The sequence below is a fragment of the Polaribacter litorisediminis genome (assembly GCF_019968605.1).
In the GTDB taxonomy this organism is placed as follows: domain Bacteria; phylum Bacteroidota; class Bacteroidia; order Flavobacteriales; family Flavobacteriaceae; genus Polaribacter; species Polaribacter litorisediminis.
In genome coordinates this window covers 2,890,003-2,904,900 of sequence record NZ_CP082966.1, presented here as the reverse complement: position 1 = coordinate 2,904,900, position 14,898 = coordinate 2,890,003, and the positions used below count along the sequence as shown (strand labels likewise).

The window sequence follows — 14,898 nt, the reverse complement described above, 5'->3', positions numbered from 1 at the left end:
TTCTAACAGCGAAAGCGGTCTTTTTAACTTTTATCGGACAACAATAATTTTTAATCAGCTTTTTAATACGCACTATTCTTTTTTTTACTTTTTACGTTTCCTATGCCAATTCTACATTGAAATAACCGCAATAAAACGCCCTTTTTTCTTTTCTATTTCACAAAAAAAACCACACTAGGTGTGGTTTTTAATAAGCTATGAAAAAGAAAATTATTATTTTTTCTCAATAATAATTTCAATTTCTTTTTCGGTAGTTTCTGTATTTTTTTTCACATCCATTGAAACAATTTCTCCAGCTAAATTTGCTTTCTTTTCTATTTCTGCTATCGTTCCTTCAATTTTTTGAGTTTCAGTAACTGTTTTTCCATCAATTGTTGTTGTCGTAATTAATGTTGCAATAGCGTTTTGGTTGTTTTGTTCTATAATAACTTCCTTTTTAATATCATGGATAGCATGAGCATCAGCAACATGACCACCTAAAATAGGTGCAATGACTAGGCCAATTAAACAGGTAAGTTTAATTAAAATATTCATGGAAGGACCAGAAGTATCTTTAAACGGATCTCCAACAGTATCACCAGTTACCGCAGCTTTATGTGCTTCAGAACCTTTATAGGTCATTTCTCCATTGATTTCAACCCCAGCTTCGAAAGACTTTTTTGCATTATCCCAAGCACCACCTGCGTTGTTTTGAAAGATTGCCCAAAGTACACCAGAAACAGTAACACCAGCCATATAACCACCTAACATTTCTGCAATTGCTAAATTATCCATTCCAAAAATCATTGGAACAAAAGCAATAATTAATGGAAAACCAATAGTTAATAAACCTGGTAACATCATTTCTCTTAAAGAAGCTTCCGTAGAAATTGCCACACATTTATCATATTCAGGCTTTCCAGTTCCTTCCATAATTCCAGGAATTTCTTTAAACTGTCTTCTTACTTCTTGTACCATTTCCATAGCAGCTTTTCCAACGGCGTTCATTGCCAGTGCAGAAAATACCACAGGTACCATACCACCAACAAATAACATGGCTAAAACTGGTGCTTTAAAAATATTAATTCCGTCAATTCCTGTAAAAGTTACATAAGCAGCAAATAAAGCTAATGAAGTTAATGCCGCAGAGGCAATGGCAAAACCTTTTCCAGTTGCAGCAGTTGTATTTCCAACAGCATCTAAAATATCGGTACGTTCTCTTACAATTGGTTCTTGTTCACTCATTTCAGCAATACCACCTGCATTATCGGCAATAGGTCCAAAAGCATCGATAGCTAGTTGCATTGCTGTTGTAGCCATCATTGCAGAAGCTGCCAAAGCAACTCCGTAAAAACCTGCAAAAGCATAAGAAGCCCAAATTGCACCTGCAAATAATAATACAGATGGAAATGTAGAAATCATACCGGTTGCCAAACCTGCAATAATGTTGGTTCCTGCTCCAGTTGATGATTGTTGCACTATTTTTAAGATTGGAGATTTCCCTAAGCCTGTATAATATTCCGTTACTGATGATATTACAGCACCTACAACCAAACCAACTAAGGTAGCATAAAACACTCTCATAGAAGAAATTTGTTGAGGTCCTTCTCCGAAGAACTCCATAGTCATTGTTTCTGGCAACATCCAAGTAACTAAACCAAAACAAGCTCCTGCAACTAATATAATAGAAGTCCAGTTTCCTTTATTTAAAGCGCCCATTACTTGGTCTTCTTTAGCATCATTAGAGCTAATTTTCACCAACATTGTACCAATTATAGAAATGATAATTCCAACTCCAGCAATTGCCATTGGTAATAAAATAGGACCAATTCCGCCAAAAGCATCATCGATTGAACCTCCCATATCTTTAATGATATAGTTTCCTAAAACCATGGCTGCTAAAACTGTTGCAACATAAGAACCAAATAAATCGGCTCCCATTCCTGCAACATCACCAACATTATCACCAACATTATCTGCAATTGTGGCTGGGTTTCTTGGGTCATCTTCTGGAATTCCAGCTTCTACTTTACCCACTAAATCAGCACCAACATCTGCTGCTTTTGTATAAATTCCTCCACCAACTCTTGCAAACAATGCAATAGATTCTGCACCTAAAGAAAAACCAGCTAAGGTTTCTAAAACGATGGTCATTTTATCAACAGAAAAAACACCTTCTGCACCGCCCATAAAGTAGTTATAAAATATAATAAAGAATATTGTTAAACCTAAAACAGCCAAACCAGCAACTCCAAGACCCATTACGGTTCCGCCACCAAAAGATACTTTTAGAGCATTTGGTAAACTTGTTTTTGCAGCTTGTGTAGTTCTAACATTTGTTTTGGTAGCAATCTTCATTCCTATATTTCCTGCAAAAGCAGAAAAAACAGCTCCAAAAATAAAAGCAATTACAATTAACCAGTGTGTTGTAGGTACTATAAAAGATACAGCGGCTAATGCAACACTGACAATTACTACAAAGATAGCGAGTAATTTATATTCTGCGCTTAAAAAGGCGAGTGCACCTTCGTAAATATAATCTGAAATTTCTTTCATTTTACCATCTCCTGCATCTTGTTTCATTACCCAAGATTTCTTAATCCACATATAGATTAAGCCTAAAACTGCCATTACAATTGGCATGTAAATCATCATTGACTCCATAAATATTTTTAATTTGATTAGTTTAAAACGGATGCTAAAGTAAGAAAATCAGAATAAAAAAAACCTCTTAAAATGTTTAATTTTAAGAGGTTGATAAAATAGTATTGTAAATTTTGTTAAATCTTGAATTTATTAGTCTTTTTGTATTCACTTTCATTATATCTCTTCACAGAATCATGAAAAATTTGGATAGCTTCGGCAGCATCTCCCCATCCACCGACATCAACTTTTTTCTTTTCTAAATCTTTATACACTTTAAAAAAGTGTTCAATTTCTTTTAGTCTGTGAGGATTTAAGTCAAAAATATCTTTTTTTCCGTTCCAAATAGGGTCTGAGACAGGAACACAAATTACTTTTTCATCGGGTCCTTTTTCATCGGTCATATGAAAAACTCCAATGGGTTTTACCTGCATCACACACATAGGAAATGTTGGTTCATGCCCTAAAACGAGAACATCTAAAGGATCATCATCTAGCGCTAAGGTTTCTGGTACAAAACCATAATCTGCTGGATACATCATTGAAGAAAATAGCATTCTATCAAAACGAATTTTATTTAAGTCAAAATCGTATTCATACTTATTTCTACTTCCTTTAGGAATTTCTACTAAAACATCAAATGTAGTCTCGTCTTCTCTAACCATTGTATTTTTTATTTCTTTAATTTTAATGAAAAACAAAAATAACGAAATAAAGACTCTTTAAAAGATTTTTTTCAGAAAGCTTTTTGATTTTTAAGTAATTTAGAGTAAATCTTCTTATCAAAAAGAAAATCCTTTTTGAAAGGGATCAAAAAGGATTTTTATAGGAGCTATTTATTTTTTTTTATTTAATATACAAAACTTCTTTTACAGCTTTGATAACATCGTTATGATTCGGAATCCATTTTTCTAATAATACAGGAGAATAAGGTGCAGGAGTATCTGCGGTTGTAATTCTTTTGATGGGTGCATCTAAATAATCAAATGCTTGATCTTGTATTCTATAGGTAATTTCTGAAGCAACACTTGCAAAAGGCCATGCTTCTTCTAAAACGACTAACCTATTTGTTTTTTTAACAGACTTTAAAATAGCATCATGATCCATTGGGCGAACCGTTCTTAAATCGATAATTTCGATCGAAATATTTTCTTTGGCTAATTCTTCAGCTGCCTTATAAGCTTCTTTTATAATTTTTCCAAAAGAAACCACGGTAACGTCTGTACCAGCTCTTTTAATCTCTGCAACTCCAATAGGAATGATATATTCTCCTTCAGGAATCTCCATTTTATCGCCATACATCTGCTCAGATTCCATAAAAATTACCGGATCATCATCTCTAATGGCTGCTTTTAATAAACCTTTTGCATCATAAGGATTCGAAGGTACAATTACTTTTAAACCCGGTGTATTTGCAAACCAGTTTTCAAAAGCTTGTGAGTGTGTAGCGCCTAATTGACCTGCAGAAGCTGTAGGACCTCTAAACACAATAGGACAATTAAATTGCCCACCAGACATTTGTCTAATTTTTGCTGCGTTATTTATAATTTGATCAATTCCTACTAAAGAGAAGTTAAACGTCATATATTCTACAATAGGTCTGTTACCATTCATGGCAGAACCAATAGCAATGCCTGCAAAACCTAATTCAGCAATCGGAGTATCGATAACTCTTTTAGCGCCAAATTCTTCTAGCATTCCTTTACTTGCTTTGTAAGCACCATTATATTCGGCAACTTCTTCACCCATTAAATATATGCTTTCATCTCTGCGCATTTCTTCGCTCATTGCTTCGCAAATTGCTTCTCTGAATTGAACTGTTTTCATCTATATTTTCGTTGTAAATATTATTGATAGCAAAAGTAAGCAAATAATTATCAATTTTTTTAGTTCCATTTTATAAACTAACATTTTTGAGTTACTATAATTACTCAATCGTTTTCGAAAATTGTTAAATAAAACAAAAATACTATGCATGCATAGTATTTTTTAAAAAAAAGATGTAGCTTTGCCTTCTAACAAAGATTAAAAAATACAATTATGAAAATATTGGTGTGTATAAGTAATGTGCCTGATACTACTTCAAAAATTAATTTTACAGAAAATGATACAAAGTTTGATACAAACGGAGTTCAGTTTGTGATTAATCCATACGACGAATTCTGTTTAACAAGAGCCATGTGGTTTAAAGAAAAGCAAGGTGCAAGTGTAACTGTTGTAAATGTTGGTACAGCTGCTACAGAACCTACCTTAAGAAAAGCTTTGGCAATTGGTGCTGATGATGCGATTCGTGTAAATATGGAGTCTGTTGATGGGTTATCGGTTGCAAAACAATTGGCAGAAGTTGTGAAAAATGGAGGTTATGATTTGGTTTTAGCAGGAAGAGAATCCATAGATTATAATGGAGGAATGGTTCCTGGGATGTTAGCTTCTTTATTAGATTTTAATTTTGTAAATGGTTGTGTAGGGATGGAAGTTGATGGAACTGCAGTTTCATTAACAAGAGAAATTGATGGCGGGAATGAGTCTTTAACAGCTTCTTTGCCTATGGTCGTTGCAGGTCAAAAAGGAATTGTAGAAGAGAAAGATTTGCGAATTCCAAATATGCGCGGAATTATGATGGCTCGTAAAAAACCCTTAAAAGTTTTAGAACCGGTTGCAGGGGAAAATGCCACATCTATAGCATCATTTGAAAAGCCAGCGCCAAAAGGAGCCGTAAAGTTAGTAGCTGCAGATAATATAGATGAGTTGATTAACTTATTGCATAACGAAGCAAAAGTTATTTAATTTTTTTTTGCAAAAATAAAATAAATTAAGCTGAACTTGTTTCAGTGTCTTTCTTAAGATTTAACGAACAATAATAAATTCCTGAAACGAGTTCAGGATAAAAAACAATATAAAATATGTCAGTTTTAGTTTTTGCCAATTCAACAGACGGAAAATTTAAGAAAAATGCTTTTGAAGTAGTTTCTTATGGAAAAAAGGTAGCAGAACAACTCGGAAGTACTGTAGTTGTTGTAACCATAAATGCAAATAATACAGAAACTTTGTATACCTATGGAGCGGACAAAGTATTTTCAGTTACAAACGATGCTTTATCAACTTTTAATGCAAAAGCATATGCTTCGGTAATTCAACAAGTTGCAGATGCTCAAAATTCATCCGTAGTTATTTTAGATTCTAGTATCGATACTTTGCATGTTGCACCTATCTTAGCAGTTGCACTAGATGCAGGTTATGTTTCTAATGTAGTAGCGTTGCCGAGTTCTACAAGTCCTTTTACTGTGAAAAGAAAGGCGTTTTCTAACAAAGCTTTTAGCAATACAGTAATAGCAGCGGATACTAAGGTGATTGGAGTTGCTCAAAATTCTTACGGAGTTTTTGAAAACCCAGTAACAGGAACCACAGAAAGTTTTGATGCTACAATTGCAGATTCTGGTGTAAAATCTGAAAAAGTAGAACGAGTTACAGGACAAGTAACGATTGCAGATGCAGATGTAGTTGTTTCTGCAGGACGGGGTTTAAAAGGGCCTGAAAATTGGGGTATGATTGAGGAATTAGCTGGTGTTTTAGGTGCCGCTACAGCCTGCTCTAAGCCTGTTTCAGATTTAGGATGGCGTCCTCACGGAGAACATGTAGGTCAAACCGGGAAGCCTGTAGCGACTAATTTGTATATTGCCATCGGAATTTCTGGAGCCATTCAGCATTTGGCAGGTATTAATGCATCTAAAGTAAAAGTAGTCATTAACACAGATCCTGAAGCACCTTTCTTTAAAGCTGCAGATTACGGTATTGTTGGTGATGCTTTTGAGGTTGTACCCAAATTAATCGAGAAGTTAAAAGCTTTTAAGCAAGCTTAATTCAAATATTCAAACATAGTTTATGCATAAAATCCTCTTGGTATAATTATCAATAGGATTTTTCTTTTTTAAAAACTGATGAAATAAAAGTTATCAATCTATTATTTTTATTAAATTGTGCCGTCAAAAAGAAGAACAAAAATAAAGAATTTTGTCATTGCTAACAGTTCTGATGAACTTGATTTTTTTATGAAGTCGATTTCAATTTAAAGAGAACTTTAATTGTTTATAATGACAGTAAATGACGATATCAATTTTAAATAGTATCGTTTTTTGGATCAAAATATATGAGTTTAATACAATTAACCATTAAAGGTATTTCTTACAGCCAAACTCAAAGTGGTGCTTACGCATTGGTTTTGAGTGAAATAGATGGGGCAAGAACCTTGCCTATAATAATCGGAGCTTTTGAAGCACAATCGATAGCCATCGCTTTAGAATCAGAAATAAGACCACCAAGACCACTTACGCACGATTTATTCAAAACATTTTCTGATGCTTTTGATATCAATATTAAAGAGGTTATTATTCATAAATTAGTAGATGGTGTTTTCTTTTCTAGTTTAATCTGTGAAAGAGAAGGCAAAGAAGAAATCATAGATACAAGAACTTCTGATGCTATTGCCATTGCTGTTCGGTTTGATGCACCTATTTTTACGTATGAAAATATTATAGATAAAGCGGGAATTTATCTAAAAGTTGATGAAGAAATGGCCATTGAAAATAAGTTTGGGTCTAAGGAGGTATCGCTAGAAACAGAGAAAGTAGACATTAAAGATACTGGCAATTTTTCAAATCTTACTTTAAAAGAATTACAAAAGCAATTACATACTGCCGTGGATAATGAAAATTACGAATTAGCAGCAAAAATAAGAGACGAGATAAGTAAGCGTTCTTAAAATTACATTTTTATCATGAAAAAAATACTTGTTTTTGTTTTTTGCTTCTTATCCATTTCAACTTTTTCTCAAAATACAGAGGTAGTTTCTACATTAACTGAAATTATTCCGAGTCAAGGGTTTTCTTTAAATAGTTTATGGCGAGGAGTTTTAGGAATGTTTGCTCTGATTTTAATCGCTTTTTTATTCAGCAGTAACAGAAAAGCCATCGATTGGAAAAAAGTAGGAATTGGTTTGTCCTTGCAATTATTAATTGCAGTGGGGGTTTTAAAAGTAAAATTTATTCAGAAAATATTCGAATTTATTGGGAGTATTTTTATTGAAATTTTAGAATATACCAAAGCTGGTAGTGAATTCTTATTTGCAGGTATGGTTGGTGATATGAATAAATTTGGATACATTTTTGCTTTTCAAGTATTACCAACAATTATATTCTTCTCGGCACTAACTTCTTTGTTGTTTTATTTAGGAATTATTCAGAAAGTGGTAAAAATATTGGCAATTGGATTGTCAAAATTTTTAGGAATCTCTGGGATGGAAAGTTTGTCTGTTGCCGGAAATATCTTTTTAGGGCAAACCGAAGCACCATTGCTAATCAAAGCTTATTTAGAGAAAATGAATAGGTCAGAAATGTTATTGGTGATGATTGGAGGTATGGCAACAGTGGCCGGAGCAGTTTTGGCGGCCTATATTGGCTTCTTGGGTGGTGGTGATAAGGAATTAGAGCTCATTTTTGCCAAACATTTATTAGCAGCCTCTGTAATGGCAGCGCCTGGCGCTATTGTAATTTCTAAAATGTTGTACCCGCAAACGGAAGAAGTCAATACAGATGTTACAGTTTCTCAAGAAAAAATAGGCTCAAATATTTTAGATGCCATTGCAAACGGAACTACAGAGGGTTTGCGATTGGCGGTAAATGTCGGTGCAATGTTATTGGTTTTTGTCGCTGTAATTGCTATGCTTAACGGAATCTTAGGATGGGTAGGAGATATTACAACTCTAAACTCTTGGATGGCAGTAAATACTGCTTATGAAGCACTTTCGTTAGAAGCCATCTTAGGATATATTTTTGCGCCCTTAATGTGGCTAATTGGTGTTGCATCCGAAGATATTGCTTTAATGGGACAATTATTAGGGATAAAATTGGCGGCAAGTGAGTTTGTCGGTTATATTCAACTAGCAGAATTAAAAAACGTAGCAAGTGCCACGCATTTAACGTTTAACAAATCTATCATTATGGCAACGTATATGTTATGTGGCTTTGCAAATTTCGCCTCGATAGGGATACAAATAGGAGGGATAGGTTCTTTAGCGCCAGGTCAGCGTAAAACATTATCAGAATTTGGAATGAAGGCTTTATTAGGGGGTACCATTGCTTCTTTAATGTCTGCAACCATTGCAGGAATGATTATAGGGTAAATCCACTTTTCCTTGAGGATATTTCCCTGAAATGGAAAATAAATAAAAGGTCATTAATTTTTACGGTTCTTACCACAATTATAACTTAAGTTCAAGTAAAAAACTCAATTTTTAGGGAAGAAATATTTTATATTTTCAGAATAAAGGAAAGAACAATAATCCCTATGAAATTACGCCGTAACCTTCTGAAATGTATTGTTAAACTTCTAAAGTATTGGTGTAATTTTGTATAACTTTATTGACTTTTTAAATAGGTTTAAAAAAATAAATTATAGAATTACTGATGCTTTTTCTATTTTTACAGTTAATTTTTAACACAAGAGTGTTTCTTCCCTTTGGGAAGATTCAGATGGGCTTATGAAACAATATCACGATTTAGTAAAACACGTTTTAGAAAACGGAAACGAAAAAGGAGATAGAACAGGAACCGGAACAAAAAGTGTTTTTGGATATCAAATGCGTTTTGATTTAAGTGAGGGTTTCCCGATGGTAACGACTAAAAAGTTACATTTAAAATCTATTATTTATGAATTGCTTTGGTTTATAAAAGGGGATACGAATATTAAATACTTACAAGAAAACGGTGTAAAAATATGGAACTCTTGGGCGGATAAACATGGAGATCTAGGTCCAGTTTACGGCCACCAATGGCGAAACTGGAACAGCGATGAAGTAGATCAGTTAAAAGAAGTGATTGATACTTTAAAGAAAAATCCTGATTCTAGAAGAATGCTTATTTCTGCTTGGAACCCATCAGTATTGCCAGATACCAGCATTTCTTTTGCTGATAATGTTGCCAATGGAAAAGCAGCGCTACCTCCTTGCCATGCCTTTTTTCAGTTTTATGTTTCTGAAGGAAAATTATCGTGTCAGTTGTACCAAAGAAGTGCAGATATATTTTTAGGAGTTCCTTTTAATATTGCTTCTTATGCTTTGTTTACGATGATGATTGCACAAGTTTGTGGTTATGAGGCAGGTGATTTTATCCATACTTTTGGAGATGCACATATTTATAACAACCATATAAAACAATTAGAATTACAGTTGTCTAGAGATGTTAGGCCTTTACCAAAAATGACAATAAATCCAGATATCACAGACATAGAAGATTTTTCGTTTGATGATTTTGAGCTATCAGACTACAATCCTCATCCTCATATAAAAGGAGTCGTTGCGATATAGAAACTACTGCCAAAGCAAAAAAGAGCTTTCAAAATTAATTCAAAGCTCTTTTATTTTATGCTTACATGCAGTTATAAGCTTAATAAGCTGTTTTCTGCGCCAGCAAAATCACTCCAAACAGTACCATCTGCTTCTTGTTCATTAACATATTCGCCGTCAACTAAATATCTGAATTCATAAGAACTGCCTGTTTCTAAATCAATAGTACCCTTAAAAGATCCATTTTTTAATTTTTTAAGAGGTGTCGCTTCTACATTCCACTCATTAAAACTTCCAACTACTGCAACACTACTAGCTTCTTCAGCAGGTACCGTAAAAGTTACTTTACAAACTGGTTTACTTTTTAAAAATTGTTTTTTAATTGCCATAATTATTAGATTAAATTATAGGGTAAATGTAGGTAAGAAGATTGTTATTACAAACTATATGCGATAATAAGAAGAAAAAATTATCAGTTTTATAAAATGTATATATTATTTACAGATAATTCAAAATAAAAGTAGAATTTAATTATTGGTTTTTTAAAATTAATAGCATTTCTTTTTGCTTTATTTTTAGTAATTTTAGCTCGAAAACGGTTTCGTTAATGCGTTCTTTTTTATGTAATTTATTAAAAAACGTGAAATCTCAAAACATTTGACTTATTTTTGTACGATGAAAAATATATTAGGAGTCCTTTTTTTATGTTTTTCGATGACCGTTTTTTCGCAAGATGTACATTTTGATAAAAATACAACAGTAAAATTAACAGAAGTAGATCATTATCCTGAATTTGTGCATAGAAAAGTTGTAGATTCTCTAAAAAATAATAAGGCTAGTTTTAACGCTTTTATGCAAAAAGAAATCATTAAAAGTTTGGACCCTAAAACTCAAAGCTCTTTTAAGTCGGATGTAAAATTTTACTTTAAAATTCGATTAGATAAAAATAAAAAGTTGAAAGTTTTAAAATCAAATATTAAAAAAAAGAAGCTTCATGAAAAATTTATGGAAGCTATTGAGAAAATTGAAGTAGAAAAATTAGCCCAAAAGGATCATAAAGAAGTGAGCATAGAGTTTATACTCCCTTTTAAAGTAAAGTTTAATGGGTATTATATAGCAAATTAAGATGATTACGATAATAGCAGCAATTGCAAAAAATAATGCCTTAGGAAAAAATAATGATTTAATTTGGCATTTACCTGCAGATCTAAAGCGTTTTAAAAAACGAACGACTGGTCATTATATTTTAATGGGTAGAAATACTTTTGAATCTATTGGTAGGCCTTTACCAAACAGAACTACTGTGATCATCACCAGAAATAAAAATTATGTTAAAGATGGGTGTTTAATTGCACACAGTTTAGAACAGGCTTTGGAAATGGCAAAAGAAGAGGTACATATTTTTATCATCGGTGGAGCTCAGATATATCAGAAGGCTATTGAAAATAATTTGGCTGATGTTTTAGATATTACGCAAGTGCACAAGGAGTTCGATGCAGATGTCTTTTTTCCTGAAATAGATTTAAACATTTGGAAAGAAACAGAAAGAGAAGATTTCGATATGGATGAAAAAAATACATTAGCGCATAGTTTTGTGCGGTATGAAAAAATCATCAATTAATCCGATCTGTTCGAAAGCCCCCACCTAAATTCATTTTATATTTTCTTTGAGCAAACAAAAAGTAATTGAATAGTTTGTAGTTTACATCATAGCCATAATTTATGTTCGGCTGATAATCAATGATATTTTCATAAATATTGGGGTCAAATTGCCCAGGATTTTGAGCTCTCATATTCCAAGTAGTTACCCAAACTCTATTTCTAGTTTCAAGATAATCTTGTGAGTAAAAACCTTTAGGTTGCGCAATTGCATTCAGGTAATAATTAAAACCAATATCAATAATTGTAATTTCATATTCTAAACTGTCATTCGCAATTACAACAGGTTCTTCCTTAATTTCAGATGCTTTATTGTTTGGTAATGAGCCACATGCCCAAAAAAAGATTCCAAAAATAAAAAGTACGAGTATTTGTTTTAAATATTTCATAGAAGTTAAAGATATTAAATTTAGATCCATTTATTCCTATTCAGCTGTATTTATTTTGTTTCCTGATTATTTATCAAAAACACGTTAATTCTTTAAATTAGAAAACCTACAAAGCATTCAGAGCTTCTTCTAGTTGGTAAATCTATTTAAAAATTGAAAAATTATTTTAAAAACATACCGTTTTTAATTCTTTAAATATTAATTTTAAACCTTAATTATTTGTAGATGAAGTATATCATAGTAGCAGTATTTTTTTTGAGCATTTCCTTTTCATGTTCCCAAAAAGAGCCAGAAAAAAACACATATTCAATTTTAAGCGAGGTAGATAGGGCTTCTTTAAAAGATGAACTTTTAGAAGATAGATTTGTAAATTTACTCCCAAAATTAATGGATCAATCGGGTCTTGATATGTGGTTATTAATTTCAAGAGAATACAATGAAGATCCTGTTTTAAAAACCATGTTGCCGGCAACTTGGTTAAATGCTAGAAGAAGAACCATCATTGTTTTTTATAGAAATAAAGAAAAAAACACGCTAGAAAGACTAGCTGTTGCCCGATATGATATTGGTAAAAGCATACAATCTGCTTGGGATAAAGAAAAAGAACCCAATCAATGGAAAGCGTTGGTGGACATTATCAAAGAAAGAAATCCAAATAAAATAGGTGTTAATTTTTCTAAATATTTTGCATTGGCAGACGGTTTGGTGAAAACGGATTATGATGAATTGAAAGAAAATTTACCGGATGAAATGAGTTCTAAATTAGTTTCTGCAGAAAAATTAGCGATTGCTTGGATAGAAACTAGAACTGAAAAAGAATTGGCTGTATTTAGAGATTTAGTAAAAATTACCCATGATATTATTGATGAAACTTTTTCTGAGAACACAATTGTTCCCGGAGAAACTACTACAGAAGATTTAGTTTGGTATCTGCGTCAAAAAGTAACCGATTTAGGTTTAGCAACATGGTTTCATCCTACCATAGATGTACAAAGAAATAATGAAGCGTTAAAATCTCATATTGAGTCTTTTTCAAAAGCGAAAGATGAAAAGATAATTCAAAAAGGAGATTTGTTACATTGCGATTTTGGTATCACCTACATTGGTTTAAATACAGATTGCCAGCAGCATGCGTATGTTTTAAATATAGATGAAAAAGAGGTCCCTGATTTCCTGACGGATGCTTTTAAAAAAGGAAATAGGATTCAAGATATTTTAACGAGCAATATGAAATTTGGTAAAACGGGGAATGACATTTTAGCACAAGCTTTATCCCAAGGAAAAAAAGAAGGATTGAGGCCTTCAATTTATACCCATCCCCTAGGAAAATATGGACATAGTGCTGGTACAACCATTGGTATGTGGGATTCTCAGGAAGGAGTGCCGTTTAATGGTGATTATCCGCTTCAAAAAAATACGGCGTATGCCATTGAATTAAATACCACAGTTTTTATTAAAGAATGGGATAAGGATATTAGAATTATGTTGGAAGAGGCAGGTTTTTTTGGAGATGATACATTTGACTATGTAAATGAAAGGCAAACTGCTATTAAACCTATAAAAATAGAGTAAATGCAACACCGATGTTTTTGGGTTACAGAAAGTAAATTATATCAAGAATATCATGATTATGAATGGGGAACTCCAGTTTATGATGATGCTATTTTGTTTGAGTTTCTACTTTTAGAAACTTTTCAGGCGGGTGTAAGTTGGATTACTGTTTTGAATAAAAGAGAAAATTTTAGAAAGGCATTTGATGATTTCGATTATAAAAAGATTGCAAAATATCCCGAAAGTAAATTCAATCAATTGATGCAAAATAAGGGGATTATCAGAAATAAATTAAAAATTAGAAGCGCCATTACCAACGCACAGTTATTTATGGATATCCAAAAAGAGTTTGGTTCTTTTTCTACATTTATTTGGAGTTATGTAAATCATCAACCCATCATAAATCAATTTAAAACCAGATTAGAAGTCCCTGCAACTACTGAAATTTCTAATCAACTGTCTAAAGATTTAAAAAAAAGAGGATTTAAGTTTACGGGGGCTACCGTTATGTATGCTTATATGCAAGCTGTGGGCATGGTAAATGATCATACAACAGACTGTTTTAAATATCCAAATTAATGCTAGTATTTTCGATTCCTAAGGAAGATTTAAAACAAATTATAGCTGTTTTTAATAGGAAAATAGGACTGTTTATACTCTTTGTTTTTGTGCTTTTTTTTGATAGTAATTATTTTGCCGCCAATATATCGAACTCGCAAATATGGATTAATATACTGATGCTTCTTGGTTTTTTTATTTTTTTTGTAAGAGCCACACCTAGAATAAAAGAATTAATGATCTATGCAGTTATTTTAGGTTTTATAGGTGAATATTTTTTTTCTAGAGGATTAAATATGTACACCTACCGATTAGAAAATGTTCCATGGTATGTCCCAATTGGTCATGCAGCTTTGTATGGTAGAGTTTTTATGTTTAGTAAAGCTTCTATTATTAGAAAGTATCATAAAGCTATAGAGCAATTATTAGCAATCGTTATCGCAATTTTTGCCACTATTTATTTGATTTTTTTTAAAGATGTTTTTGGTTTTGTGATGACTATTTGTGTTTTTCTATTGCTTTTAAAAAGACCAAAAGATCGGTTGTTTTTTTATACGATGTATATTTTAGTCGCCATTTTAGAAATAGGAGGCACTGCATTTGGTTGCTGGAAATGGCCAAATATTGGTTTTGAAGTTTTTGAGTTTTTGCCAAGTAATAATCCGCCAAGTGGTATTAGTTTATTTTATTTTTTATTAGACATTGGTTGCTTTTTTATCTATACACAACGACATAAAATAGCTTGGTTTCGTTTAAAAAACAGTAAAAAATACTAGGCGA

The 14,898-nt window shown here is 32.4% G+C and carries 15 protein-coding genes; 10 read left to right on the top strand and 5 right to left on the bottom strand.

What is annotated here, in order from left to right:
• Nucleotides 1-213 precede the first annotated feature (213 nt).
• The 3 genes from K8354_RS12435 to K8354_RS12425 all read right to left on the bottom strand — a co-directional run bounded on the left by K8354_RS12435 (nucleotide 214) and on the right by K8354_RS12425 (nucleotide 4,449).
• Nucleotides 214-2,643, bottom strand: coding sequence for a sodium-translocating pyrophosphatase (locus K8354_RS12435; RefSeq protein ID WP_223440278.1), 2,430 nt, complete (start codon nucleotides 2,641-2,643; stop codon nucleotides 214-216).
• Between the two features lie 116 nt (nucleotides 2,644-2,759).
• Nucleotides 2,760-3,287, bottom strand: coding sequence for an inorganic diphosphatase (locus K8354_RS12430; protein ID WP_223440269.1), 528 nt, complete (start codon nucleotides 3,285-3,287; stop codon nucleotides 2,760-2,762).
• A 181-nt stretch (nucleotides 3,288-3,468) separates the two neighbouring features.
• Nucleotides 3,469-4,449, bottom strand: a complete 981-nt coding sequence (locus K8354_RS12425; protein WP_223440267.1) for a pyruvate dehydrogenase complex E1 component subunit beta — start codon at nucleotides 4,447-4,449, stop codon at nucleotides 3,469-3,471.
• A gap of 213 nt (nucleotides 4,450-4,662) precedes the next feature.
• On the opposite strand from K8354_RS12425, the gene K8354_RS12420 reads away from it, so the two are divergent.
• The 5 genes from K8354_RS12420 (at nucleotide 4,663) to K8354_RS12400 (ending at nucleotide 9,982) form a co-directional block, all read left to right on the top strand.
• Nucleotides 4,663-5,409 carry an electron transfer flavoprotein subunit beta/FixA family protein gene (locus K8354_RS12420; RefSeq protein WP_223440265.1) on the top strand — a complete coding sequence of 249 codons (747 nt, stop codon included), beginning with the start codon at nucleotides 4,663-4,665 and terminating at the stop codon, nucleotides 5,407-5,409.
• 116 nt (nucleotides 5,410-5,525) lie between these two features.
• On the top strand, nucleotides 5,526-6,482 hold the full coding sequence (locus tag K8354_RS12415) for an electron transfer flavoprotein subunit alpha/FixB family protein (protein WP_223440263.1): 957 nt from the start codon (nucleotides 5,526-5,528) through the stop codon (nucleotides 6,480-6,482).
• Nucleotides 6,483-6,769: 287 nt separating this feature from the next.
• Nucleotides 6,770-7,381 carry a bifunctional nuclease family protein gene (locus K8354_RS12410; protein WP_223440260.1) on the top strand — a complete coding sequence of 204 codons (612 nt, stop codon included), beginning with the start codon at nucleotides 6,770-6,772 and terminating at the stop codon, nucleotides 7,379-7,381.
• A gap of 15 nt (nucleotides 7,382-7,396) precedes the next feature.
• Entirely contained in the window at nucleotides 7,397-8,800 is a 1,404-nt protein-coding gene (locus K8354_RS12405) for a NupC/NupG family nucleoside CNT transporter (protein WP_223440259.1), read from the top strand.
• Nucleotides 8,801-9,157: 357 nt separating this feature from the next.
• On the top strand, nucleotides 9,158-9,982 hold the full coding sequence (locus tag K8354_RS12400) for a thymidylate synthase (RefSeq protein WP_223440255.1): 825 nt from the start codon (nucleotides 9,158-9,160) through the stop codon (nucleotides 9,980-9,982).
• A 71-nt stretch (nucleotides 9,983-10,053) separates the two neighbouring features.
• Here K8354_RS12400 and K8354_RS12395 read toward each other — a convergent pair whose 3' ends face one another.
• Entirely contained in the window at nucleotides 10,054-10,350 is a 297-nt protein-coding gene (locus K8354_RS12395) for an isoamylase early set domain-containing protein (RefSeq protein ID WP_223440248.1), read from the bottom strand.
• A 286-nt stretch (nucleotides 10,351-10,636) separates the two neighbouring features.
• Between K8354_RS12395 and K8354_RS12390 the strand changes: the two genes are divergently transcribed.
• A complete protein-coding gene (locus tag K8354_RS12390; protein ID WP_223440246.1) occupies nucleotides 10,637-11,086 on the top strand; it encodes a hypothetical protein in 450 nt (149 codons plus the stop codon).
• 1 nt (nucleotide 11,087) lies between these two features.
• Nucleotides 11,088-11,582 (top strand): dihydrofolate reductase, encoded by a 495-nt coding sequence (locus K8354_RS12385; RefSeq protein WP_223440244.1) that lies wholly within the window; start codon nucleotides 11,088-11,090, stop codon nucleotides 11,580-11,582.
• On the opposite strand, the gene K8354_RS12380 is transcribed toward K8354_RS12385, so the two are convergent.
• Complete coding sequence (locus tag K8354_RS12380; RefSeq protein ID WP_223440242.1) at nucleotides 11,575-12,009, bottom strand: DUF6146 family protein; 435 nt, start codon at nucleotides 12,007-12,009, stop codon at nucleotides 11,575-11,577. The two genes, K8354_RS12385 and K8354_RS12380, sit on opposite strands and share 8 nt — an antisense overlap.
• Nucleotides 12,010-12,234: 225 nt before the next feature.
• Between K8354_RS12380 and K8354_RS12375 the strand changes: the two genes are divergently transcribed.
• The 3 genes from K8354_RS12375 to K8354_RS12365 are packed head-to-tail and all read left to right on the top strand — an operon-like array spanning nucleotide 12,235 to nucleotide 14,894.
• Nucleotides 12,235-13,581 carry a M24 family metallopeptidase gene (locus K8354_RS12375; RefSeq protein WP_223440240.1) on the top strand — a complete coding sequence of 449 codons (1,347 nt, stop codon included), beginning with the start codon at nucleotides 12,235-12,237 and terminating at the stop codon, nucleotides 13,579-13,581.
• Nucleotides 13,582-14,139: a DNA-3-methyladenine glycosylase I gene (locus K8354_RS12370; protein WP_223440232.1), complete on the top strand. Its 558-nt coding sequence runs from the start codon at nucleotides 13,582-13,584 to the stop codon at nucleotides 14,137-14,139. It begins immediately after the preceding gene.
• Entirely contained in the window at nucleotides 14,139-14,894 is a 756-nt protein-coding gene (locus tag K8354_RS12365; RefSeq protein WP_223440230.1) for a hypothetical protein, read from the top strand. Before K8354_RS12370 ends, K8354_RS12365 begins: the two co-directional genes overlap by 1 nt.
• Nucleotides 14,895-14,898 lie beyond the last annotated feature (4 nt).